This is a genomic window from Actinosynnema sp. NPDC004786 (genome assembly GCF_053601135.1).
This window is the reverse complement of the sequence record NZ_JBSGBG010000053.1, coordinates 1-19,001: the sequence shown is the minus strand read 5'-3', so window position 1 is coordinate 19,001 and position 19,001 is coordinate 1. Positions and strand designations below refer to the sequence as shown.

Below are 19,001 nucleotides of genomic sequence, written 5' to 3'. Positions count from 1 at the left end.
GCACGCTCCGGAGGATCGTGGGGATCACGGGGCGCGGCGGGGTGGTGATCATGCAGAGGGATCATGGCTCGCACATCGCGGCCTTTCACGGCAGTGCTACATCGACCAATAACCCGATCGAGTGAGCAACCCTCGCGTAGTGGCTCGTTGCTGCGACAAGGTGAAGGTGTCACCAACGTAGTTCACCCGTTTGGTCGCTAACGCTGGGTCGATCTGACGCGACGTAGCCGCTGTCACCGTTCAGAAGGATCTTTCGTGCGGACACGGCGCGAGTTGGGGGGCACAGTGGGGCTGTTGGACCGGCTGCGGCAGCTGTTCGAGAGCAAGCCCGCCGTCATGGCGCCACCGCGTCCCGTGCCGTCGATCCCAGCGCCCGTGCCGCCGGTGGCGTCCGTCCCGCGTCCGCCGCTGCCCGGACCACCACCGCCGACCCGGCCGCAGCCGCGACGTCAGCCCTCCGCGTCCGCCCCCGCCTGGGTGCCGGTCGGCTCCACGCCATCAGTGGCCGGCAGGTCGCTGCCCGGTGGGATGCTCTACATCGGGAAGCTGTCCCGGGGTGACGCGGTGCCTGACCGGAACGTCGAGGTGATCGACCCGACCCTGCCGATCGACTGGCGCAGGCCCGACTTCACCGGTCGGGACATGGACTACTGGCCCGCCTACCACTCGATCACACCTCGCAGCCGAGCCGCGTACCTGTTGTGGCTCGAAGGCGGCAGGTGGGCGCCGGACGCCTACATCGGCTACGTGTTCCTGTACTTCTACGGCCTGGAACGGCGGGCGCTGGTCGACGCGCAGCGGGACCCGGCCGCGCGGGCCGACCTGCCGCGCATCCTGGGCGAGGTCGTCCGCCTCCTGACCGTGTACGGCGGCAACCCGTCGTTCCGCCAGTACGCGACCGCCTTCCGAGAGGTTCTCCGCGCGCTCATCACCAAGGGAGAAGGCCCTCCGCCGAACCCGGCCGAACACGACAAGTGGCCCCCGCCGCTCACCCTGCGCTTCGGCATCGGCCGCTTCGCCGCCGAAGGGCGTCCCGTTCCCGTGGAGTGGGCGTGGTCCTGGGCCATGCTGCACCCCGAGATCTACCCGAGAACGCCCGCGACGCGGTGCCCCGACGAGTTCCGCGCGCTGTTCACCGCCCGCTACCAGGCCCGCTACGCAGATGGCCTCCGGGTCCGTCCGCTGAAGAGCCAAGTGGAACTCTCCTACCGCCCCGCCAGCGGTGGTCTGACCTCGACGACGTGGCACTCCGACGTGCCCGACGTGCTCACCGCCGCCGCGCCGACGAAAGTGCTCAAGGACCTGGTCGAGTCCTGCACGAACGACCTGGACGCCTACAGCCGCCTGATCGGCCGACAACCGGACGCCGCGGGCACGCTGCCCGCGTTGGCACTGCTGCCGGCCGAGCTGTTCACCGGTGACCTGGCGGGTCTGCGCCCGGTGCGCGAACTGGTCGAGCGGACGCTGCCCGCCGACGTGCCACGAGCCGGGTTCGAGATGTCGGACCTGGTCGCTCTCTGGCCCGCGAAGGCGTCGGGGAAGTTCGCCAAGGCCGACGCGGTCGGACTGGCCCAACTGCTGGACAAGTTCGGCGTAGGCATCGAGCCCGACGTGCGCTTGGGCGGTCCGGTGCAGAGCGCGGGACCGGCCGTGCTGTTCCGCGTCACCGCCGCGCAGTCCGCGACCGCGACACCCGAGTACACCGCCGCCACGACACTGCTGCACCTCGCCGCCGTGGTCTCGGCGGCCGATGACGACGTGTCCGCCGCTGAACGAAACCACCTGGTCGCTCACCTGGAGTCGAGCCTGCACTTGACTCCGGGGGAGCGAATCAGGCTGACCGCCCACCTGGACTGGCTGCTGGCCTCGAAGCTGAAGCTGACCGGGCTCACCAAGCGCCTGGGTGGCCTGACCGACGCGCAACGCGCTCACGTCGCCGAGTTCGCCACCGCGATCGCGGCGGTGGACGGCGTCGTCTCGCCGGGCGAGGTCGACACGCTGCGCAAGATCTACAAGCTGCTGGGGCAGGAGCCGGACTCGGTGTACACCGAACTGCACGCCCTCACCGCCGCGTCCACCCGCCCCGCACCGGCCACCGAACCCGTGGTCGTCCTGCCCGCGGACACCGGCCCGACCGGATACCTGATCCCGCCACCACCGAAGCCCGAGCCACCGGTGGGCGGGGTGCGTCTCGACCCCGCCCTGGTGGAAGCCAAGATGCGGGAAAGCGCTGCTGTGGCCGCATTGCTCGCCGACGTCTTCGACGACGAGCCGGAAGCAGTGCCACCACCGCCGCCCGCACCGGTCGTCGCGGTGGACCTCGTCGGGTCCCTCGACGCCGCCCACTCGACCCTGCTGCGCGAACTGGCCACAAGACCGTCCTGGAGCCGTGCCGACTTCGACGCCCTCTGCTCCGATGCGGGCCTGCTGCCCGAGGGTGCGCTGGACGTGCTCAATGAAGCGGCGGTCGAGGCCGCCGACGAACCGGTCGTCGAGGACGACGGCGGCCAGCTCGTGATCAACGACTACGCAATGGGAGAACTGCTCGCATGAACGACACGCGCATCCGACCCCGCGATCGAGACGCGATCATCCAGTCGCTGCGGGCCGGCGTCGTGCCCCGCTCCGGCCAGCAGCACGTCCAGGTCGGGCGTGCGCGCGAGGTCGAGTCGCTGCTGCGCGACCTCGACAGCGTCGCCGACGGCGGCTCCACAGCTCGCTTCGTCATCGGCGAGTACGGCTCGGGCAAGACGTTCTTCCTGAACCTCATCCGCGCTGCCGCGCTGAAGAAGCGACTGGTCACGATGCACGCCGACCTCGCGCCGGACCGCCGCCTGCACGCCACCGGCGGCCAGGCCCGCAGCCTCTACGCCGAATTGGCCCGCAACACCTCGACCTCGGCCAAGCCGGACGGCGGTGCGCTGGCGGGCATCGTCGAACGGTTCGTCTCCCAGGCGCTCACCACCGCCCGCGAGCAGGGCACGTCACCGGAGAACGTGATCCGGCAGCGCATGGCCGAGCTGTCCGAGCTGGTCGGCGGCTACGACTTCGGCACCGTCATCGAGGCCTACTGGCGTGGCCACGACACCGGCAACGAACAGCTCAAGATCGACGCGGTCCGGTGGCTGCGCGGCGAGTTCACCACCAAGACCGAGGCCCGTGCCGCACTCGGCGTGCGCACGATCGTGGACGACGCGAGCTTCTACGACCAGCTCAAGCTCCTGTCCCGCTTCGTGCGCATGGCCGGCTACAGCGGCCTGCTGGTGTGCCTGGACGAGATGGTCAACCTCTACAAGCTCACGTCCTCACAGGCCCGTTCCGCCAACTACGAGCAGATCCTGCGCATCGTCAACGACAGCCTCCAGGGCATCAGCACCCACGTGGGATTCCTGTTCGGCGGCACGCCCGAGTTCCTCATGGACACCCGCCGCGGACTGTACTCCTACGAGGCACTCCAGTCCCGCCTGTCGGAGAACGCCTTCGCCACCAACGGCCTGGTGGACCACTCCGGCCCGGTGCTGCGGCTGACCAACCTCACGCAGGAAGACTTCTACATCCTGCTCACCAAGCTGCGCCACGTGCACGCCTCGGGCGACCCGCAGCAGTACCTCGTACCCGACGAAGCACTGCACGCGTTCATGCACCACTGCTCGCAGAACATCGGCGACGCCTACTTCCGCACCCCACGCACCACGATCCGGGAGTTCCTCAACCTGCTCTCGGTGCTCGAGCACAACCCCGGCCAACCGTGGGAGCCGCTCGTCGGCGCGGTGCGGTTCCAGGCGGAGCTGAACCCCGACCTCGAACCACTGGAACCGGCCACGCAGGACGAGTCGAGGGTGGACGATGAGCTGGCCACCTTCCGGCTCTGACACTCCGCCGGGATCCTCCCAGTTCTTCCGCCTCCACCAGAAGGTCCAGCGCTGGATCCACCGGCAGGGATGGCAGAAGCTCAACGACGCGCAGGAACAGGCGATCCCCCTGGTGCTCAAGGGGACCGAGGACGTGATCGTCTCGGCGGCCACCGCGTCGGGCAAGACGGAGGCGGCGTTCCTGCCGATCTGCTCCGCCCTGCTCGACGAGGTGGACGACGGCGGAATCCGGGTGCTCTACGTGTCACCGCTCAAGGCGCTGATCAACGACCAGCACCGCCGCCTCGACGAGCTGTGCGAAGAACTGGACCTCCCGGTGCACCGCTGGCACGGTGACGTGCCCGGTTCGGCCAAGGCCAAGGTGCTCACCAAACCCGACGGCATTTTGCTGATCACGCCGGAGTCGCTGGAGGCCATGTTCGTCCTGCGGGGCATGGAGATCGGGTGGTTGCTGCGCGCCCTGCGCTGGGTCGTGATCGACGAGATGCACTCGTTCATGGGAACAGAGCGCGGTGCCCAGCTCCAGTCGCTGCTGCACCGCGTCGAGTTGGCGACCCGGCGTCGCGTTCCCCGCATCGGGTTGTCGGCAACCCTGGGCGATATGGAGTCAGCGCGTGGCTACTTGCGCCCAGGCAACGGCGACGACGTCCACCTCGTGACGGCCTCGCATCAAAGTGCCGACATCAGCGCCATCATTCGCGGGTACGTCAACGAGGCGCCGATCACCGACGACGAGGAATCCGACGAGGGGACGTCCGTCGAGCGAATCAGCGAGCACGTGTTCACCAACCTGCGAGGCGGCAACAACCTCGTCTTCTTCGACCGCCGAGGAGACGTCGAACTGTACGCCGACCGCTTGCGCCGCCGCAGCGAGGAACACGCCGTGCCCAACGAGTTCTTCCCGCACCACGGCAGCCTCGCCAAAGACGTGCGCGAGCACGTCGAAGGCCTGCTCAAGAGCAATCGGCCGGTCACCGTGCTGTGCACCTCGACGCTGGAGATGGGCATCGACATCGGCACGCTCACCTCCGTCGCCCAGGTCGGGGCTCCGCCCTCGGTGGCGAGCCTGCGTCAGCGCATCGGCCGGTCCGGACGCCGCGGTGAGCCCGCGGTGCTGCGCATGTACGTGACCGCCCAGGAGATCAACGCCGACATCGCACCCCAGGACGAGCTGCGCGCCGAGCTGTTCCAGGCCGTGGCGATGATGAGTCTGCTGTCCGAGCGCTGGTACGAGCCCGCGGATACGTCCTCGCTGCACCTGTCGACGCTCATCCAGCAGATCATGTCGGTCATCGCCCAGCACCAAGGCGTCCGCCCGGTCGAGTTGTTCCAAGCGCTGTGCCTCTCCGGACCGTTCGCGCACATCGACAAGACGACCTTCGCCACCTTGCTGCGTGACCTCGGCCAAGCCGAACTCGTCCAACAGGAGGCTGATGGCCTGTTGCTGCTCGGCAGGGTGGGGGAGCGGATCGTCAACCACTACTCGTTCTACGCGGTCTTCGCGGAGAAGCAGGAGTACCGGCTGGTGCACGGCTCCCGCACTCTCGGCGTGCTGCACGTGACCACACCCACCGAAGTCGGTTCGCTCGTCATCTTCGCCGGCAGGCGTTGGAAGATCGTCTCCGTGGACGACCGGGCGGCCCTGATCCAGGTGGAGCCCTCGCACGGTGGACGGGCACCCAAGTTCGGCGGCGGTCGAGCCGAGATTCACGACGAAGTCCGCCGCCGGATGCGCATGTGGTACGAGTCCGACCATGTCCCCGGCTACCTCGACGCCACCGCGCAACGCCTCCTCGACGAAGGACGCGCGGCCTACCGCCGCTTCGCCCTCGCCCGAAACCCCGCGCTGGCCACGGGCAATGACACCATCGTCTTCCCGTGGCGCGGCGATCGCATCCTCAACACCCTGACGGCGTGGCTGACCAGGGCGGGCGTGCCGGCCGTCCGGGACGGCGTCGCCTTCACCGTGCCCCAGTGCACACCGGCCCAGCTGCGCGCGGTCCTCCAGCAACTACTCCTGGAAGACGACATCACCGCCGAGGACATCGCCGCCGCCCTGCCCGACACGACGGTAGAGAAGCACGACGTCCACCTCGGCAAACCACTGCGCACCCGCGGTTACGCCGCCGGGTACCTCGACCTGGCAGGAGCCCGTTCCGCACTGACCGACCTGGTCGATCGACTGCCCGAGTACGAAGTCGACGTCATCACCGGGACCTCCTCCGTCCCGGCACCGCTCATCACCACCCCGACGGCCTACGCGGTCGTGGACGTCGAAACGACCGGCTTCGCCGCCTGGGGCAAGGACCGGGTCATCGAGGTAGCGGTCATCCGCGTCGCCCCCGACGGCACCGTCCTGGGAGAGTGGAGCGCACTGGTCAACCCACAACGCCCACTTGCCGCCTCCGAGATCCACGGCATCACCGAGGACGAGGTGGTGGGCGCTCCCACGTTCGCCGACATCGCCCCCACCCTCGCCGCTCAGTTGGCGGACGCCGTCGTCGTAGCCCACAACGCCTCGTTCGACTTGAACTTCCTGAACGCGGAGTTCGCCCGCATTAACGTCCGGCTCGCGTTGAGCGCGACGCTGTGCACGATGAAGCTCGACCTGCACGTCCACCAGGCAGGTCGTCGCAAACTGCACGACTGCCTCACCGCGATCGGCATACCCACCACTGATGGCACGGCTCACCGAGCCCTCGCTGACGCCAATGCCACCGCCAATCTGCTGCGTCACTACCTGACCCACAGGCCTCACGATGTGCGGAATCTCGTTAGCGGGTCTGAGCGCAGCACCTTGTAGCTGGGAGCTGTTGAACCGGACATGCTCGATGAGCTGCTGTTTCGGCTGATCGAGCATGTCCGGAGGTGGTGTTTGTGGGGTATTCGAGGCGACGTGTGGGTGTGTCGGGTCGTGTGCGGGACTTCGTGCGCCGGTTGTGCGATGAGGGCGTGTCGGCGCAGGTGGTGCAGCGGTGTCGCACCGTGCTCGGTTCGATTTTCACCACGGCGTTGCGAGACCAGGTGGTGCTGCAGCACCCGTGCGTCGGGCTCCGCGGTCCGGTGGTGGCACCGGTCCCATTGCGGGTGCTGGAGCCTGTGGAGTTCGAGTCGCTGCTCGATGTGCTACCCGGCCTGCGGTGGCGGTTGCTGGTGGAGGTGGCGATCGAGTCGGGTGTTCGGTGGAGCTGCGCGTGTGTGACCTCGATGTGGCGGCGTGTCTGTTGACGGTGGCCAGGACGGTGGAGGAGGTCGAGCCGCGGTTCCATCCGACCGGCGGTCGGTTCCTGGTGAAGGAGTACCCGAAGGACCGGGACTTCCGGCGGCTGCGGCTGCGTCGACAACTGGTCGACCGGGTGGCGGCCTACGTTGAGCGATCAGGCCTCGAACCCGGCGACCTGCTGTTCCCCTTCCCCCAGGCGCGCGGCGGTCATCGACACGAACCCATTCGACGACAGGTTGACTTCGGGCGACCACGGCACGCTGTCGCGCTACTCTGCCCGCGGATGCCGATGTGAAACGTGCCGCGCCGCCTACGCCGGCCACCGGGCCCGGCGACGCGCACAGGGCAAGGATCGGCCTCGGTGCGGACGGCGAGTCGACACCGATGGGCACCTACCTCGCACGTGGTATCTCAGGACCATCTGGAAACCAGCCCTGGCCGCAGCCGGGATCACGCGTCGGGTGCGGATGTACGACCTGCGCCACGCGCATGCCTCCTGGCTGCTCGCCGGCGGTGCCGACATCCAGACCGTCCGTGAGCGCTTCGGCCACGCCAGCCTGCGGGCTACCGAGAGGTACCTGCACACTCTTGCCGAGTCTGACGAGGCGGCCCTGGTGGCGTTTGAGCGCGTTCGCCACCGTCATGCCAGCGTGGCGGATCCCACGGTCGGCTGACGGTCGGATGATCAGAACTCGGGTCTGGCAAGGAACCGGAACTCGCCCTGGTCCGGTGCAGGTCGACCGCGTGCAGGTCTGTCGCAGCGTCGGGCAGTCGAGGAGAGGTTCACGGTCAGATGACGGTCAAACGCCAGAGACCCTGTCGGCGATCATCGCCGACAGGGTCTCTGAGCTGCACTTCTCTGGTGGACGATACTGGGATTGAACCAGTGACCCCTACCGTGTCAAGGTAGTGCTCTCCCGCTGAGCTAATCGTCCGAGGCGGAGACGGGAATCGAACCCGTGTACAGGGCTTTGCAGGCCCTTGCCTAAGCCACTCGGCCACTCCGCCGTGACTCCTGAAGGCTAGCACCCAGGAGTCAGGCCTGAGCCCAAGGGGCCCTCTGCCGAGCGGATGACGAGACTCGAACTCGCGACCCTCACCTTGGCAAGGTGATGCGCTACCAACTGCGCTACATCCGCATGCTCCGTGGATTTCTCGGAACGTTTCCCTTTTGGGGCTTGTCGTTCCGGTCTTCCCCGGTGCGAGAGGAACTTTATTACATCCACCGCAGCGGGATCAAATCGGGGGTCCCCTGACGCCCTCACAGGCCCGCTACCTGCGCTTTTACGTCAGATCGTTGGAGATCAGGTGGGTCAGGGCCTCGTCGACGTCGACCCACAGGTGCTCGTTCCCGGGCACCACGACGTCGTACGTGCGGTCGAGGAAGTCGGCCAGTTCCTGAGCCGACGCCTCGAACATGGCGTGGCCCGACGGGGAGCTGAGTTCGATCACGACGACCTCGGGGTCGTCGGCGGCCGGGCGGATCCGGACGTCGCCGTCGCCCGCGTCGGCGATCAGGCCGTCGGCGAGCAGGTCGCGGGCGAAGACCCACTCCACCCACCCGGCGCGGCCGGTCCGGAACGCGGCGACTACCGCGTACGGGTCTTTCGTGTCATAACGAAGCTCCACCTGCACCGGGACGGCCGGGGTCCGCGGCGCCAGCAGGTCGAAGACCGCTGTTGAGCGGAGTGTCACGTGGTCGTTGCGCATCGTCGTTACCCTCTTCTCCCTTCCCGGCCAATGGAACGACCGAGGTCTCTACATGTGACGTATATGTGGCGAGGAACGCTCGTGTTCACGAGGTTTATCACCCGTTCGGGGCTATATAACTCCACTGGGCGACCACCTCGATGCGTTCCGTGTCCACTGGCTCCCGGCTGCTCCCATCTTGCTGGGTTCACCCCTAACCCGGTACCGGCTGTTGCGCGAATGTTGGACGCGAGTGCCCCTCTGGCCCACCGATTCGCGCCACCGCGACACCCGGTAACCCCCGGACGTGCAGCTCGTCGTCCGCGTCACGATCCGTGACCGCTTGCCCTTCGGCGAACCCCACGACCGGTACGCGAAGCCTTCGTACTCGCTCACCCGGCGGATCCGTGTCGACCCGGAGTTGGCCGGACTGGTCGTCCAGGGGGCGCTCCTGGCCCTCCGGCGCAACCTCGCCGCCCACGACCTCCGGCACGTGGCCATCGCCAGTGGCGCGCGACCGCACGCGGTCTGTCGGGAGAACAGCCAGGGTAGACGCAACGTCCCCCGGTCTGGCGAGGTGTCCGAGCGCAACGTCACACCTGCGGTCACCTGCGCGGTGACGTGTGAAAGGCGCGGCAGCCGCGAACTGCGCGGAAACGTGCGTTGGCGTGCCTGCGGCAAGCAAGCCGTCGAGCACCGGACAACCGAGAACGTGTGGCGTTTGCCACATTGGACGGCCGGCTTCGTCTGTGAATCAGTCGACCGCACTGCTGTCCGGCCAGGTCGCTGCGGTGCGCGCGGTGGATGAGCGATGATGTGGGCATGGGCACAGAGCAGCGCGAAGACACCGCCAAGGGGAAGGGGCACCGCCACCGGTTCCGCCGCAACCCCGCGCTGAACCTGACCTATCGCATCGGTGTCGGCGTGGTCGGCGGCTTGGTGCTGGTCGCGGGCGTGCTGATGATCCCGTACCCGGGTCCGGGCTGGCTGGTCGTCTTCGCCGGGCTGGCGATCCTGGCCACCGAGTTCGAGTGGGCGGGCCGGGTGCTCCGGTTCGCCAAGCGCTACTACGACGCGTGGGTGGCGTGGCTGAAGCGGCAGAACCTGTTGGTGAAGGGGCTGGTGCTGGCGGCCACGGGTCTCGTCGTGGTGGTGACGTGCTGGCTGCTCGGCGCGTTCGCGCTGGTCGGCGGCTGGTTCGGGCTCGACTGGACCTGGTTGCAGAGCCCGATTTTTGGTTCGCGGGGATGATGTTGTAAGCTATGGCCACACCGCGAGAGCGGGGAGTGAGAACCGAATAAGGGCGTTTAGCTCAGCGGGAGAGCGCTTCGTTCACACCGAAGAGGTCACTGGTTCGATCCCAGTATCGCCCACAGTGGGTTTTGCCCGGTCAACGGCTCGTAGACGATCTTCGTCTGCGGGCCGTTGGTCGTTGCGGGGAGCAATTTGGGAGCGGATGATCTTGACCACCTCCGTGTTTGCGAAGGTGGTCATGGGTTCGTGGTCCCCGTTCGCTCCCGGGTTTGCTCCCAGCGGTGTTGGAGTGCGGCGAGCATGGCGTCGATCATGGGTTGGGTGACGTGGGAGTAGACGCCCATGACGCCGTGGAACTTGTGGCCGATGCGCTTGTGCTGGAGTACTTCGGGGACGCCGTCCTCGAGGAGCCGGGTCTTGTGGGTGTGGCGCAGGTCGTGGAAGTGCATCTCGGTGTTGATCCGCGGTCGGCCGGTGTCGCCACGCAGGGCGGGTAGCCAGACGTGGCGGCGGAAGTTGGAGCGTCGGTGGAAGCCGCCGTCGGTTCCGGTGAACACGAACCGGGCATGAGGGTGGCGGTCGTGGTGCTCGTCGAGCAGGTCGGCCAGGAACTTGTGGGGTGTCAAAAGTCGGCCACCTGGTCTGACCTGCGGTTAGGCTGCTGCGGGTTCGTACTCGTTGATCAGGCCGCCGAGGATTGGTCGACGGCGTATTGAGGTGTAGTCCGGCTCTGTGATCGGCCGGTCCGGTCGTGGTGGTGCGAGTTGTAGGGCTTGGTGTGGTCGGCGGTGGTTGTAGTGGGTCGCGTAGCGGTCGAGTACCGACCGCAGGTGGTGTTCGTTGATGATGAGCAGTCGGTCGGTGGCTTCGCGTCTGACGGTTCCGACGAATCGTTCGGCGTGGGCGTTGGCTCGTGGGCACCGTGGTGGGATCTTCACGACTTGGACGCCTGCGCCGGAGAAGACCGCGTCGAACGAGGTGGTGAACTGGCCGGCCCGGTCGCGGATGAGGAATCGGAAGTCGTCTGCCCGGTCGCCGAGGTCCATCAGTAGGTTGCGGGCTTGTTGCGTGGTCCATGCGCCGTCGGGGTTGGTGGTGGTGCCGAGGATGTGGACGTAGCGGGTGGCGACCTCGAGCACGAAGAGCACGTACACGCGTTTGAGGGTGAACGCGCAGTCGACGTGGAAGAAGTCGCAGGCCAACGTGCTCGTGGCCTGGGCGCGCAGGAACCGTCGCCAGGAGGTGTCGGTGTCGCGCTGGGGCGCGGGCGGTATCCGCAGGCGCTTGAGCACGCGGCGAACCGTTGACGCGGCTATGCGGTGGCCGAGCTTGAGCAGTTCACCCTGGATCCGGCGGTAGCCCCACCCGGCGTTCTCCCGGGCCATTCGCGCGATCAACGCCACGATGGTGTCGTCGACCGGCGGTCGCCCGGTGCGGTGGGGATGGGTCCACGTCTTCGCGACCAGGCGCCGGTGCCATCGCAGGAGGGTCCCCGGTGTCACCAATCGGTGTTGCTGTAACCAGCCGGGTAGGCGTCGGACCAACGCGGCGAGCACCGCGCGATCGGCCCAGTCCAACCGTGGGCGAGGATTGGTTCGGCGCAGCACGGCGACTTCATGCCGCAGCACGAGCAACTCCATGTCCTTGGCCGCTGATGACCGGCCGAGCAGAACCAACCAGCCGACGACCCGGACGAAGACCAGGTACAGCAGTCGTAGCACCACGCCTCACGATCATGCCCCTACAGCTCAAGGCGCGATCACCGCAGCTCAGCGCCTCGGTGCAGAGTTCTGGAACCCCACACGTTCGGGTAGTTGCGGTGGTCCTTGATTAGGCGACCTGCCACTCTCCGGCCGTGAGTCGCTTCGTCGAAGACATCCGTCGAGCTAGGTCTCAGGGCGTTCTACCGGAACGCTTCCGCCCTGCCGATGTCCAGAAGGCGTGTCCGGGATGGGCAGACGCGACCTACCGCGTGTTCCTGCCGAAGCACCGTCTGGGCAACCCTGGTCACTACACCGTGTACTTCCGGCGACATGATGACGGCCGCTACAGCCTGATCACGTAGAACCGCGCTTGTGCCGATTTCGCGACGGGGCAGGTCTACGTGGGTATGGCCGACGCGCCCGCCGGGATGCGGGTCTGCGCGGGAGGATGACCGCGTAGTGCACCGGCAAGGCGGCGGTCTCGGGCCTGGGCCGCGCGGTGCTGGACCGCGCCTGCACAACGTGGGCTTGCTCTCGGGGCGCCTGGCCGCCAGGGAACGGCTGGACGCCAAAGGCTGGGCGCCGCTGGCCATGCGGGAAGCGGGGCTGTGGCTGCGCTGGGCCACTACCGCCGACCGGGCCGCCGCCGTGGACTTGGAGGAACACGTTCTCGCCGCTCTGCGCGAGCAGCGGCTGGGAACCTGCGTCGCGCCCTGACCTGCGATGGTGCCGGGTAGCTCTCACCGAGAAGTCCTCACAACTGAGGGGAACGTGACGCCGACATGGCTGGGGGTGACGACAGTCGTCAGGGGTTCGGCCGTTCGGCGTCAAAGGTGGCGAAGAGTCGGGTGGTCCGGGCTGCCTGCGGGGCATTCATCGCGCACTGGATGGTGAGTGCTTCGTGTAGGCGGGAGATGGCTTGCACGACGTCACCAGTGCGGCGGAGGCAGTGGGCTTCGCCGATGAGAGCGTTGGCTTCGTGGAGTTTGGTGCCGCAGGCACGGGCGAGTCCGAGAGCGGTGGTGTAGTGGTTGTGGGCAGGTCCGCCGCTCTTGGGGTGGTCGAGGGCGAGGTCACCCAGGGCGTTGTGGGTTTCGGCCTGTGCGTCGATGTCCTCGCCTTCTGTGAAGAGGTGCAGTGCACGGGTCAGGTGGAAGTGGGCGGGTTCGGGTTCGTGTCGTCGGTGGTGGGCGATGCCGACGCCGAGGTGCGCGTTCGCTTGCCCTAGCACGTCTCCTCTGCGGAGGTGCAGGTCCAGTGCCCGTGTCTGGGTGTCGACCGCCTGGTCGGCCTGCCCTCGCAGCAGGTGCACGTAGCCGAGGTAGTTCAGCGCGTTGGCTTGTGCCATCGGGTCTTCGCTACGGCGGTACAGCTCTACCGCCTGCGTCAGGATGTCGCCCGCCTCGTCGGCCTCCTCGCGCAGCAGGTGCACGTAGCCGAGGTTGTTCAGCGCGTTGGCGGAGACCAGCAGGTTGTCGCTGTGGGCGTAGATGTCCACCGCGCGCTTCGATGTGTCGCGGGCCGCGTCCCACTCGCCCCGCAGCAGTTGGACGTAGCCGAGGTCGGTGAGCATGGCGGCCTGGCCGAGCGAGTCGTTGGTGCGGGTGTTCAGCTCGAGGGTCCGGGTCAGTGCAGCCGCGGCGGCGTCCAGGTCGCCTTGTCTGCGGTACACGTAGCCCAGATCGCTCAACACGGCGGCTTGGGCTCGGAGGTCACCGGTTCGTGTGGCGGTGGTCAGGGCGGTGTGCAGCATGACGCGGGCGTGGCGCCAGTGCCCGACCGCGCGGAAGTACGGGTAGAGGGTGGTCGACAGGCCCAGCGCATGGGTGGGGTGCGTGGTGTGGGTGTGCTCGACGGCGGTGGCGAGGGTGGGTAGTTCGGCGGTCAGCCAACGGAGGGCATCGTCGGTGGTCGTGATCCGAACGGGGTGGGCAGGGGAGGCGGGAGCGGTCAGCGTGCTGCGTGCGCGGCGCGCGGGCAGGAGACGGGCGGCGGTGTGCGCGGTGTGCAGGTAGAAATCGAGTGATCTGGTGATGGCTCGGCCGCGGTGCTCGAGTGACAGCCGGGTGGCACGGGTATGGGCGTAGGCACGGATGAGGTCGTGGAGGCGGTAGCGTCCTGGGCTGGTCTCCTGGAGCAAGTGGCGGGTGTGTAGAGCGTCGAGTGCGTGGCGGGCATTTCTGGGTGTGATTGCGGCGAGTGCCGCGGCGGCGTGGGCGTCGATCTCGGGACCGTGGTGGACGCTGAGGAGGGTGAACATCGCGCGCTGGTCTTCCGGCAGGTCGTGGAAGGAGGTGTCGAAGGCGGCTTCGACGGAGCGGTCGCCGTAGTCGAATTCACCGAGTTTGTCGGCATCCTGGGCCAGTTGGCCGGCGATCGTGTCCGCGAGGTGGCGGACGGGCCAGGTGGGGTGGGTGCGGAGTTGGGACGCGGTGATGGCGATCGCCAGCGGCAACCGTCCGCACATCTCGACCAGTCGGGTTACCTGCTCGGCTTCGGCGGGTTCGGGTGTCCGGTGGGCCAGGCGCAGCAGCATCCGGGCGGCGTCGGGTGACGGGAGGATGTCGAGGGTGAGGGGGTGGACACCGTCGAGTTCGGGGAAGTGGTTGCGGCTGGTGATGAGCACCAGGCTTCTCCGGGTACCGGGGAGGAGGGGAGTGACCTGGTGGTGGTCGGTCGCGTCGTCGAGCAGGACCAGGAGTCGACGATCGGCGACCACACTGCGCCACAGACGCATGCGGTCATCGAGGGTGCCGTGTCGGGCGAGGACGTCGCTTCGCACCCCCATGTCCGTCATCAGCGCGTGCAGGGCGTCGAAGGGATCACGGGGTTTCTGCCCGGGTGTGTGGCCCCAGAGGTTGAGGAACAGCGTGCCGTCTGGGTAGTTCGGCGCGAGTGTGTGGGCGGCGTGGATTCCCAAGGTGGTCTTGCCCACGCCGGGCATGCCGTCGATGGCGTGGATGGCGACAGCGGTGGCACCACCGCCTGCGGCTCGTTCGACGGCGTCGAGCAACCGGCGAAATTCGTAGTCACGACCGGTGAAGTCAGCGAGGTCCCGCGGCAGGGTTCTCGGCACGCGTAGTACATCGCCTGAAGCAGAGCCCGAGGCCTGACAGCCTTGCCCCCGCAAGGGCCGATCAGCGAACTCCTCGTCGGACATCGAAGCGTGGACCTCAGCGCCATCGGTCGATGTCCGAGCGGGGACCGGCGCGATGAGGGACTGTGCCGGCACCGTTGTGGTGTGGAAATGGATACCGCCGTGGACAGTTCCTGCCTGCACGATCTGACCGTGGGCCGACTCCAGGTGGTTGACGACGCGCCCTGCACCGTCACCATCGCCACGACCCGCTGCGTGCTCCACGACGGCACCTCCACAGGCAGTCCTGCCCAAGCCCGACCGGTCCATCGTGCCAGTGGCGCAGCTCATCAAGATAGGGTTGCGGCAGCTCGGCACGAGCGGCTGACGCGCGCTCATGCCGATGACAGGATGGGGCTTGCGGGCGTGGGTCGGTGGGCGGGCGGTCAGCATTCCCAGAGTTCGTAGTCGATGACCACTTCCCCGATCTCGGTGACCGAGTTGATATGGACCGCGGCGATGCTGTGCTTGTCGGTCCACACGCACAACTGCGTCCCGTCGTGCAGATCCTCCAGGAGGATCGTGCCGACGCCGTCAGTCCGGTCACGGCACGACGTGTGGGTGGCCAGGCCGTCCACGGGTGCGAGCAGGGGTTGGTCGTTGGGCGCGTGCAATCCGTAGGACTCGACGATGAGGTCCGCGAGCTCCCCGCACCGCTTGCGGCCCACGGGGATAGAGGTCGGACCCCAGCCCGGGCAGCCCGTATCGAGGTCGATCTTGTCGATGTCGTTGGTCCGCACGTCCGAGGACGGCTTGAGCCGGTACCCCTTCTTCGTCAGGCTGGCTCGGGCTCGCCGATGGACGTGTCCGGCCTTGGCTCCGGCGACTTGACGGACGAGTGCGGCCGGGACGAGGACGGGCTTGCCGCAGCGATGTTCGTGTTCATCGGCGAGTGCGATCCGGCCGAGGTGCGGTCGAGGGCGCCGCGCAGGTAAGCGGTCACGAAAGCCGTCGTCGCTGCGACGGCGATCACCGCGACCACAGTGATCGCGATCCGTTGAGGCGACCGCATTCTCGGTCCGGTGGAATGGTCGGCTGGGCCGAAGGTGACGTTCACGTCACGGCCCGCCTGCAGGATCATCGCGTCAGAGGTCGCCCGCGCACGTTGTCCGACGGTCGGGCCACCGCTTCCACCGACGTGACACTCTGCTTTGCCGTGGGGACCCGCACTACAGGGCTCGAATGACATGATGGCACGGTGAGCGGGTTCGAACAGGGGTCGGTGTCGAACGCGATGTCGAACTCCGTGGTGACTGGTGCCGCGATCCAGGTCGGCTCTGTTACTGGTGACATCAATCTGCGTACGGGGATCCCGGTACGGTCCCGCTACCGCAAGCAGGTCGAACGCATTGTCCCGAAGGATCTGGTGGACCGTGAGGCGGAGCTAGCCGAGCTGGCGGCGTTCTGCACCTCGCCGCAGGACCTGTACCTCTGGTGGCGAGGGGAGGCGTGGGCAGGCAAGTCGGCATTGCTGTCGTGGTTCGTGCTGAGCCCGCCACCGACCGTACGGGTGGTGTCGTTCTTCATCACGGCCCGCTTCTCCGATCAGAACCGCCGGCAGGGGTTCGTCGAGGCGATCTTGGAGCAGTTGGCGACATTGCTCGATGAGCCGCTGCCGCCCTTGGCCTCGACATCCGAAGCCCATCTGCTGGGCATGTTGGACGAGGCCGCGGCGTTGTGTGTGAGCCGTGGCGAACGTCTGGTGCTCGTGGTCGACGGCTTGGACGAAGACCGGGGTGTCACCACGGATCCGGACGACCACAGCATCGCGAGTCTGCTGCCTGCCCGCCTGCCGCACGGCATGAGTGTCGTCGTGGCAGGGCGGCTCAACCCGCCTGTGCCCGACGATGTCCCGGAAGGACATCCCCTCCGCGATCCGTCCATCGTGCGCGTGCTGCGGGTCTCGGAGGCGGCGAAGGCGGTGCGGGCGGATATGGAACGGGAGTTGCGCCGCCTGCTGTCACCGGAACGTGACCTGGTGGGCGTGCTGACCGCCGCGATCGGCGGTCTCACCGCAGCGGACCTAGCGAGTCTGACGGGCAGGCCCGAGTGGCAGGTGCGCGAGCAGTTGGACACTGTCACCGGACGCAGCCTCATGCCCCGGCCGGGCCACTGGCATCCGGACGACATCTATGTTCTGGGGCACGAGGAACTGCATATCGCTGCACAGCGCCGTCTGGCCGACTCCTTGCCCGAGTATCGCCGACGACTGCACGCCTGGGCCGACGAGTTCCGCGCCAGGCGCTGGCCGGGCGACACGCCCGAGTACCTGCTGCGCGGCTTTTTCCGGCTGCTGGTCTCGTCCGGCGATCTCGGTCGACTCGTCGACTTCGTCGCCGACCATCGGCGTATTGACCTGATGCGGGAGATCTCCGGTGCGGACCAGGCGGCGCTCGCCGAGCTCTCCCGGACCGAGGAACTGGTCCTCTCCGCTGACCAGCCGGATGTGGCCGCGATGGCCAGGTTGGTGATGAACCGCCAGCGCGTCATGGATCGCAACGCCATGGTCCCGTCAGGTCTCCCGGCCGTGTGGGCGAGGCTCGGGCGGTGGGACCGTGCTGAAGCGCTGGCCGACTCGATCACCTATCCGGTGGAGCGAGTCGACGCACTGACGTCGCTGGCGCGCATGGCGTCCGAATCTGGCTCGACAGAGCACGCTGGTGTGCTTTTCAGCCGCGCGGGTCACACATCGGCATTTCTCACCGAGCCTGTCGACCAGCGGCGGGCGGCTGCTGCCAGAGCACGTGCCGCCGTGGTGCTGGGTGATCTTGAGTTAGCGGTCGACATCCTGGACGAAGTGCCTGGCGGCCCGCAGATTGCGGAGGTGGCCGGTGAGATCGGGGCGGCCCTTGAGCGGAGCTGGGGACCGACGCTGACCGACATGGTGATCAGGACCACGACCTATCTCCCGGCAAAGCTCAGGTTCATGATATCCGCTGCGGAGGTGGCGGCTCCCGAACGGGCACGTCGCCTGTTGGCTTCTGTGCAAGTTGCCGCCATCGACCTCCTCCAGCGGGAAGGCGAGGACATTGCACGGCACTGGGCGCGGGCCTACACGACTGTGGAGGGCGTCGGTCCGGTCATCGCAGCGGCTGAAAGACTGAGCGGTCTGCGTCGAGCGTTGGTGCTCGCTGAGTTGGCTGCCCGTGCGCGAGACCTCGACGCTGTGGTGACCCTGGCACGGGAACTCGATGCAGTCGAACGCGGGCCGTTCCTACGGGCGGTGTGTGGCATGCGGTCCTGGAACGACGACGAAGCAGGACAGCTCCTGTCCGCCGTGCCCGATGGCTATCGACGTGAGGCATTGGACGAACTGATTGCGGCATTAACCCGGTCGGGCGATTTGGGCAGGGCTGCCGATATAGCAATCAAGTCAGGCGATCGACTGATGATTGTGGCAGTAGCGGAGTCAGCGGCGGCACAGGGACGGGCAGATCTGGCCCTTAGCCTGGTCGTGCGCGCGACCGACCTGATCCGCGCCGACCTGGATCCGGTCGCATTGCCTCACGGCATAGCCGTCGTTGCCCTGACCGCAGCCGAGAACGGCGATTCGACCCTCGCGCACGATTTCATCGAGCGGTCCCTCGCCTCCCCTCACCAGGAAGAGATCCGAGAGCACCTAGTCGAAGCCGTCGCCCGAAACGGGGATATCGAACGTGCGATTACGCTTGCAGAGGGAAGGGATCGCGCGTTGGCTGGTGTCGTGCGTGCGGCGGTGGCCCGTCTCGATCTTGCCGCTACCCAGCGCACACTCGACCGCATCAACGACGACCACGTCCGGAACGACCTGATCAGCCCTCTGGCGCGAGCTATAGCGGCGTCCGGCGAACTCGAGGCGGCCGAGGCGCTGGTCCTGTCCGGCCTCGACGGGTGGAGATTGATGGTCGACGTCGTGGCGGCGGCATCGACTCTCCACGAAGCCGAGATACTCGTGCACACAACACCACCGGAACACCGACAAGCGTTGTCGGTCGCCTTAGAGGGCATCTGATCTACTTTTGGGCGGGTGTGTCCGCTTTGCGTAGATCTTTTCGCCAGGTTTGGGTGGATTCTCCGGTCAGAACGCGGCTCATTATGTTAGCCATCGCCCAGTGGGTCATCGTGCGTGAGCGTTGCGGCAGGGT

General features: G+C 67.4%; 16 protein-coding genes and 4 tRNA genes. 11 read left to right on the top strand and 9 right to left on the bottom strand.

Annotated elements, in window-relative coordinates:
• Positions 1–294: 294 nt before the first annotated feature.
• The 6 genes from ACWEFJ_RS33690 to ACWEFJ_RS33665 all read left to right on the top strand — a co-directional run bounded on the left by ACWEFJ_RS33690 (position 295) and on the right by ACWEFJ_RS33665 (position 7,769).
• Entirely contained in the window at positions 295–2,553 is a 2,259-nt protein-coding gene (locus ACWEFJ_RS33690) for a TerB N-terminal domain-containing protein (protein WP_449716201.1), read from the top strand.
• Positions 2,550–3,872 carry an ATP-binding protein gene (locus ACWEFJ_RS33685; protein ID WP_378086015.1) on the top strand — a complete coding sequence of 441 codons (1,323 nt, stop codon included), beginning with the start codon at positions 2,550–2,552 and terminating at the stop codon, positions 3,870–3,872. Before ACWEFJ_RS33690 ends, ACWEFJ_RS33685 begins: the two co-directional genes overlap by 4 nt.
• Positions 3,847–6,675, top strand: coding sequence for a DEAD/DEAH box helicase (locus ACWEFJ_RS33680; RefSeq protein ID WP_449716200.1), 2,829 nt, complete (start codon positions 3,847–3,849; stop codon positions 6,673–6,675). Before ACWEFJ_RS33685 ends, ACWEFJ_RS33680 begins: the two co-directional genes overlap by 26 nt.
• A 149-nt stretch (positions 6,676–6,824) precedes the next feature.
• Positions 6,825–7,100: a hypothetical protein gene (locus tag ACWEFJ_RS33675; RefSeq protein WP_449716199.1), complete on the top strand. Its 276-nt coding sequence runs from the start codon at positions 6,825–6,827 to the stop codon at positions 7,098–7,100.
• Positions 7,055–7,390 carry a hypothetical protein gene (locus ACWEFJ_RS33670; protein ID WP_449716230.1) on the top strand — a complete coding sequence of 112 codons (336 nt, stop codon included), beginning with the start codon at positions 7,055–7,057 and terminating at the stop codon, positions 7,388–7,390. Before ACWEFJ_RS33675 ends, ACWEFJ_RS33670 begins: the two co-directional genes overlap by 46 nt.
• Entirely contained in the window at positions 7,332–7,769 is a 438-nt protein-coding gene (locus ACWEFJ_RS33665; protein ID WP_449716228.1) for a tyrosine-type recombinase/integrase, read from the top strand. The genes ACWEFJ_RS33670 and ACWEFJ_RS33665 overlap by 59 nt, the downstream gene beginning before the upstream one ends.
• Before the next feature lie 186 nt (positions 7,770–7,955).
• Here ACWEFJ_RS33665 and ACWEFJ_RS33660 read toward each other — a convergent pair.
• From ACWEFJ_RS33660 to ACWEFJ_RS33645, 4 genes are all read right to left on the bottom strand, one after another.
• Positions 7,956–8,030: transfer RNA gene (locus tag ACWEFJ_RS33660), tRNA-Val, on the bottom strand.
• 1 nt (position 8,031) lies between these two features.
• Positions 8,032–8,103 (bottom strand) — tRNA-Cys (locus ACWEFJ_RS33655).
• Between the two features lie 58 nt (positions 8,104–8,161).
• Positions 8,162–8,234 (bottom strand) — tRNA-Gly (locus tag ACWEFJ_RS33650).
• A gap of 145 nt (positions 8,235–8,379) precedes the next feature.
• On the bottom strand, positions 8,380–8,805 hold the full coding sequence (locus ACWEFJ_RS33645; protein ID WP_073893954.1) for an SsgA family sporulation/cell division regulator: 426 nt from the start codon (positions 8,803–8,805) through the stop codon (positions 8,380–8,382).
• Positions 8,806–9,091: 286 nt separating this feature from the next.
• Between ACWEFJ_RS33645 and ACWEFJ_RS33640 the strand changes: the two genes are divergently transcribed.
• The 3 genes from ACWEFJ_RS33640 (at position 9,092) to ACWEFJ_RS33630 (ending at position 10,157) form a co-directional block, all read left to right on the top strand.
• Positions 9,092–9,592: a hypothetical protein gene (locus ACWEFJ_RS33640; RefSeq protein ID WP_449716198.1), complete on the top strand. Its 501-nt coding sequence runs from the start codon at positions 9,092–9,094 to the stop codon at positions 9,590–9,592.
• Between the two features lie 14 nt (positions 9,593–9,606).
• Entirely contained in the window at positions 9,607–10,035 is a 429-nt protein-coding gene (locus ACWEFJ_RS33635; RefSeq protein WP_449716197.1) for a TIGR02611 family protein, read from the top strand.
• 50 nt (positions 10,036–10,085) lie between these two features.
• Positions 10,086–10,157: transfer RNA gene (locus tag ACWEFJ_RS33630), tRNA-Val, on the top strand.
• A gap of 117 nt (positions 10,158–10,274) precedes the next feature.
• Here the strand turns inward: ACWEFJ_RS33630 and ACWEFJ_RS33625 are convergent.
• Positions 10,275–10,664 carry a tyrosine-type recombinase/integrase gene (locus ACWEFJ_RS33625; protein WP_449716196.1) on the bottom strand — a complete coding sequence of 130 codons (390 nt, stop codon included), beginning with the start codon at positions 10,662–10,664 and terminating at the stop codon, positions 10,275–10,277.
• 27 nt (positions 10,665–10,691) lie between these two features.
• The gene (locus ACWEFJ_RS33620; protein WP_449716195.1) at positions 10,692–11,762 is read right to left on the bottom strand and encodes an integrase core domain-containing protein; all 1,071 of its coding nucleotides are present in this window, start codon (positions 11,760–11,762) and stop codon (positions 10,692–10,694) included.
• A 501-nt stretch (positions 11,763–12,263) separates the two neighbouring features.
• Between ACWEFJ_RS33620 and ACWEFJ_RS33615 the strand changes: the two genes are divergently transcribed.
• Positions 12,264–12,458: a hypothetical protein gene (locus ACWEFJ_RS33615; protein ID WP_449716194.1), complete on the top strand. Its 195-nt coding sequence runs from the start codon at positions 12,264–12,266 to the stop codon at positions 12,456–12,458.
• An 88-nt stretch (positions 12,459–12,546) separates the two neighbouring features.
• Here the strand turns inward: ACWEFJ_RS33615 and ACWEFJ_RS33610 are convergent, their stop codons facing one another.
• From ACWEFJ_RS33610 to ACWEFJ_RS33600, 3 genes are all read right to left on the bottom strand, one after another.
• Complete coding sequence (locus ACWEFJ_RS33610) at positions 12,547–15,102, bottom strand: ATP-binding protein (RefSeq protein ID WP_449716193.1); 2,556 nt, start codon at positions 15,100–15,102, stop codon at positions 12,547–12,549.
• 161 nt (positions 15,103–15,263) lie between these two features.
• On the bottom strand, positions 15,264–15,617 hold the full coding sequence (locus ACWEFJ_RS33605; protein WP_449716192.1) for a hypothetical protein: 354 nt from the start codon (positions 15,615–15,617) through the stop codon (positions 15,264–15,266).
• A gap of 35 nt (positions 15,618–15,652) precedes the next feature.
• Entirely contained in the window at positions 15,653–15,958 is a 306-nt protein-coding gene (locus ACWEFJ_RS33600) for a hypothetical protein (RefSeq protein WP_449716191.1), read from the bottom strand.
• Between the two features lie 117 nt (positions 15,959–16,075).
• Here ACWEFJ_RS33600 and ACWEFJ_RS33595 point away from each other — a divergent pair, with 117 nt between their 5' ends.
• Entirely contained in the window at positions 16,076–18,868 is a 2,793-nt protein-coding gene (locus tag ACWEFJ_RS33595; RefSeq protein ID WP_449716190.1) for an NACHT domain-containing protein, read from the top strand.
• The last annotated feature ends 133 nt before the right edge of the window (positions 18,869–19,001 follow it).

Excerpts from the sequence above, each read along its gene's own strand:
- ACWEFJ_RS33645 (WP_073893954.1), bottom strand. The coding sequence starts at position 8,805 with ATGCGCAACGACCACGTGACACTCCGCTCAACAGCGGTCTTCGACCTG.
- ACWEFJ_RS33635 (WP_449716197.1), top strand. The coding sequence starts at position 9,607 with ATGGGCACAGAGCAGCGCGAAGACACCGCCAAGGGGAAGGGGCACCGC.
- ACWEFJ_RS33600 (WP_449716191.1), bottom strand. The coding sequence starts at position 15,958 with ATGATCCTGCAGGCGGGCCGTGACGTGAACGTCACCTTCGGCCCAGCC.
- ACWEFJ_RS33685 (WP_378086015.1), top strand. The coding sequence starts at position 2,550 with ATGAACGACACGCGCATCCGACCCCGCGATCGAGACGCGATCATCCAG.
- ACWEFJ_RS33680 (WP_449716200.1), top strand. The coding sequence starts at position 3,847 with ATGAGCTGGCCACCTTCCGGCTCTGACACTCCGCCGGGATCCTCCCAG.